This window comes from Rhizomicrobium sp., from assembly GCF_056722145.1.
The window spans coordinates 1-3828 of the sequence record NZ_JBWZET010000392.1 but is presented as its reverse complement, the minus strand read 5'-3'; the positions used below and the strand labels follow the sequence as shown (position 1 = coordinate 3828).

The 3828-nt window shown below is 66.2% G+C and carries 4 protein-coding genes; all 4 read left to right on the top strand.

All coding sequences use genetic code 11. The features are described 5' to 3' along the window. The first annotated feature begins 914 nt into the window (after window positions 1-914). Window positions 915-1868 (top strand): YeiH family protein, encoded by a 954-nt coding sequence (locus AC1P6P_RS20555; protein ID WP_481404316.1) that lies wholly within the window; start codon window positions 915-917, stop codon window positions 1866-1868. After that, complete coding sequence (locus AC1P6P_RS20550; protein WP_481404315.1) at window positions 1865-2749, top strand: LysR family transcriptional regulator; 885 nt, start codon at window positions 1865-1867, stop codon at window positions 2747-2749. The genes AC1P6P_RS20555 and AC1P6P_RS20550 overlap by 4 nt, the downstream gene beginning before the upstream one ends. 1 nt (window position 2750) lies before the next feature. Continuing rightward, window positions 2751-3341: a L,D-transpeptidase family protein gene (locus AC1P6P_RS20545; RefSeq protein ID WP_481404314.1), complete on the top strand. Its 591-nt coding sequence runs from the start codon at window positions 2751-2753 to the stop codon at window positions 3339-3341. Window positions 3342-3372: 31 nt separating this feature from the next. Then, on the top strand, window positions 3373-3828 hold a 456-nt coding region (locus AC1P6P_RS20540; RefSeq protein WP_481404313.1), incomplete at its 3' end, for a GNAT family N-acetyltransferase.

The following is a 3828-nucleotide window of genomic DNA, read 5'->3' as shown; positions in this document are numbered from 1 at the left end:
ACGTGCCTTGGGCGTGTGATGTTGGCGTCGTCCGGCGCGCACGATTTTGCGCATAGATCGATGCTCGGGCGTTGAAGTTGCTGCTGTCCGGCGCCGCCGAATTTGTTCTCTAAAAATGCGTCCGGCGTGCTGTCGGGATGCGCTGTGAGGTGCGTTGGCGATGCTGCTTGAGTGGTTTGGCGTTGGAACGGAACGCGATTTGAGATCGCCGGAGAAACGTCGGTGCGGGATGAGAGGGCTTGGGGGTGATCGGCAAGATAAAAGCACTGTCCGCTGGTCGTGCTTAAGTGATTGTCTGCACATCGCAAAACATGGCGGCAGGCGTCCGCAAAATGCCGCCATGTCCGCACACAGCACGATAAGCGATTGAGGTTGTTGGTAATCAGGGGACACTATACTTAAATGCTCTCTCCATCTGCCTCGCCAGCCCTGCAATCGCGTCTCAGCTTCGGAAAAACGTGATAATTGTTACATCCCTAACGATCTTGAAGCGGGCGCGCGCGGTTCCCACCTCTTGAGGGACATTTGTCCCGGACGGTCGATGGACGCTCTGCTCGCCATAAACCAAACCCCGTCGCTTCTGCTCGAAGCGATGCGCCGGCCGTTGCGTGCGCCGGGAACAAGGTCCTCTCCCCTCCGCGAAAATCGCAGGAACAATTATGTCGCTGAAGCGCCGCGGCGGGCGGGTGCACCACTCGGCAATCGCAATGCGGTCAAGCTGGTGCTGGGTGGGCGCTGGAGGCTGAAGATGCAGCTGAACGCCCCGCCGGCCACCACCAACAACTTCAGCCGATCAATTCCACAACAACAATCTGTTGGATCGCGCTGGGCGCCTCGGCCAATTGTGCGCGGTGTCTGGTGTGGAATCTGCCGTGCGTCTCACAGCTGTTTGGAAATTGCTTCCCGGTCTTGTTTTGTCCGCGCTCCTGGTCGCGATGGCGTTTGCGCTACGGCGATTGCCGGGCATGGCGTTGATGAGCCCGATGATCCTCGCGATCCTCATCGGCATGGCCTTCCACAACATCATCGGAACGCCGCGGAGAGCGGCTGCAGGCGTCAAGTTCGCGATGCGGCATGTGCTGCGGTTTGCGGTGGCGCTGCTGGGCTTGCAGCTGACGACGCAGCAGCTCGCCGATGTCGGATTGACCGGCATCGCGATCATCGCCGCAACCCTGGCGGCGACGTTTTTGCTGACCAAATGGCTGGGCCGCCGCCTCGGCGTGGACGACAAGCTCGCCGAACTGATCGCCGCCGGCACCTCGATCTGCGGCGCCTCGGCGGTGGTGGCGGTAAACACGGTGACCGATGCACACGACGAAGACGTCGCGTATGCGGTGGCGTGCGTGACCCTGTTCGGCACGGCGGCGATGTTCGTCTATCCGATGCTGCCGGGGCTTCTGCATCTGGCGCCGCGCGGCTTCGGGCTGTGGGCCGGCGCTTCCATTCATGAAGTGGCGCAGGTGGTCGGCGCGGCGTTTCAGGACGGGCGCGAGGCCGGCGAGTTCGGCACCATCGCCAAGCTGGCGCGGGTCGGTATGCTGGCGCCGGTGGTGCTGGGATTGTCGCTGCTGGCCGGTTCGCGCCGCGATCCGCAACGGCCGCGCCAGACCGTCGCGGTGCCGGGTTTCGTGATCGGTTTCGTCGCGCTGGTCGTCGTCAACAGCGTCGTCGCCATTCCGGCTGCCGTGCACCAGGCCGTCGCGTTGGCGACCGCAATTCTGCTGTCGGTGGCGCTGGCGGCGCTGGGCCTGGAAGCCGATATCCGCAAGCTGGCGGGCAAGGGATTGCGGCCATTGCTGCTGGGCGCGGCGGCGTCGCTGTTTATCGCTTGTTTCAGTCTCGCCTTGGTGGAACTCTCGGGCGGATGACTCTCGAGCAGCTTCGCATCTTCATCGCGGTCGCCGAACGCCAGCACGTCACCAGTGCTGCGGCGGCGCTCGGGTTGACGCAATCGGCTGCCAGTGCCGCCATCGCCAGCCTGGAGGCGCAATACGACGTCAAGCTGTTCGACCGCGTCGGCCGCGGCATCGCCCTGACGGCGGAAGGCGCGCTTTTCCTGCACGAGGCGCAGTCGGTTTTGGCGCGCGCGGGCGAGGCGGAAAGCGTGCTGTTCGATCTCGGCAAGCTGACCCGCGGCACGCTGCGCATTCATGCCAGCCAGACGCTGGGGACCTATTGGCTGCCGGCGCAGTTGATGGCGTTCCGCACCGCGTGTCCGGGCGTCGTGATCGATTACACCATCGGCAACACCGAGCAGGTCGCGGCGGCGGTGGAAAGCGGCATTGCCCATCTCGGATTTGTCGAAGGCGAGGTGTCGTCGCCGCTGCTGGCCAGCCGGGTGGTGGCGCGCGATCGCCTGGTGCTGGTGGTCGGCCCCAGCCATCCCTGGGCCGGGCGCAAGAAGCCGGTGACGGCGGCGCAGTTCAAGGACACCGACTGGGTGCTGCGCGAGCAGGGCTCGGGCACGCGGGCGGTGTTCGATCATGTCGCTGCCGACGCGGGGCTCGCACCGTCGGCGCTGCGGATCGTGCTCGAGATGCCGTCCAACGAGGCGGTGGCGACCGCCGTGAGTTCCGGCGCCGCGGCTTCTATCTTGTCGACCTCGGTGGTGCTCGCAGGACTGGAGGCGGGGTTTCTCTATGCCGTACCGTTTGCGCTGCCGGAGCGGTGTTTCACGCTTTTGACCCACAATCAGCGCCATTTGAGCAAAGCCGCCGCGGCGTTCCTGTCGGCGCTGCCGGGGCGCTGACATGGCGATCCGGCGCCGCACGCTTCTTTCCGGACTTGTCGCGCTCGGCCCGTCGTATGCGCTGGCGAAACCCGCCGGCGTGATCACGGTCCGCGCCGCCAAGGGCGCCATCACCGGCACGTTGCGCTTCAGGGGGCGCGTCTATCCGTGCGTGCTCGGCCGTTCCGGCATCGTGGCGGACAAGCGCGAAGGCGATGGCGGTACGCCGGCCGGCGTCTATCCGCTGCGCGAGGTGCGCTATCGTCCCGACCGGCTGCCGCCGCCGCCGCACACGATGCTGCCCGTGGTCGCCACCACTCCGTCCGATGGCTGGTGCGATGCCGCCGCCGATCCGGCCTACAACAAACCCATCCATCTGCCGTATGCGGCCAGCGCCGAGCGCCTGTGGCGCGATGATGGGGTTTACGATGCCCTGGCGGTGATTGGTTACAACGATGCGCCGGTGGTGGCCGGCAAGGGCAGTGCGATCTTCCTGCACATCGCGCACGAGGCGATGCGCCCGACTGCCGGCTGCGTGGCGCTGCGCCGGGATGATCTCCTCGCCATGCTGTCGGCGTGCACCGCAACGACCCTGATCGACATCGCCGTGTAGCCTCTTGCGCCAGCCGCGCCGTCGCGGTCCAATGCGCACCATGTCGATCGCCGCTCTTGCCATCCCGACCTTGCAGACCGAACGCCTCCTCCTGCGCGGCGCCCGCGAAGAGGATTTCGAGGCGATGCTGGCGATGTGGCAGGACCCCATCGCCCGGCGCTATTTCCACGGCGGCCCGATGAGCCGCGAGCAGGCGTGGGGCCGCTTCGTGCGCGGCATTGGCATGTGGGCGCTGCGGGGCTATGGCCTGTTCACGATCGAAGAGAAAGCCACCGGCGACTATGTCGGCTTGGTCGGCGCCTTCGAAGTGCGCCGCGACATGACCCCGCCGATCGAGGATATCCCCGAAGTCGGCTGGACGCTGGCATCGCGCTTTCACGGCCGCGGCTACGCCACCGAGGCGGCGCTGGCGGCGCTGGCCTGGGCCGATGCCGAACTCGACCGCCCCGAGATGTTCTGTATCGTGGCGCCGGCCAACGCGGCGTCG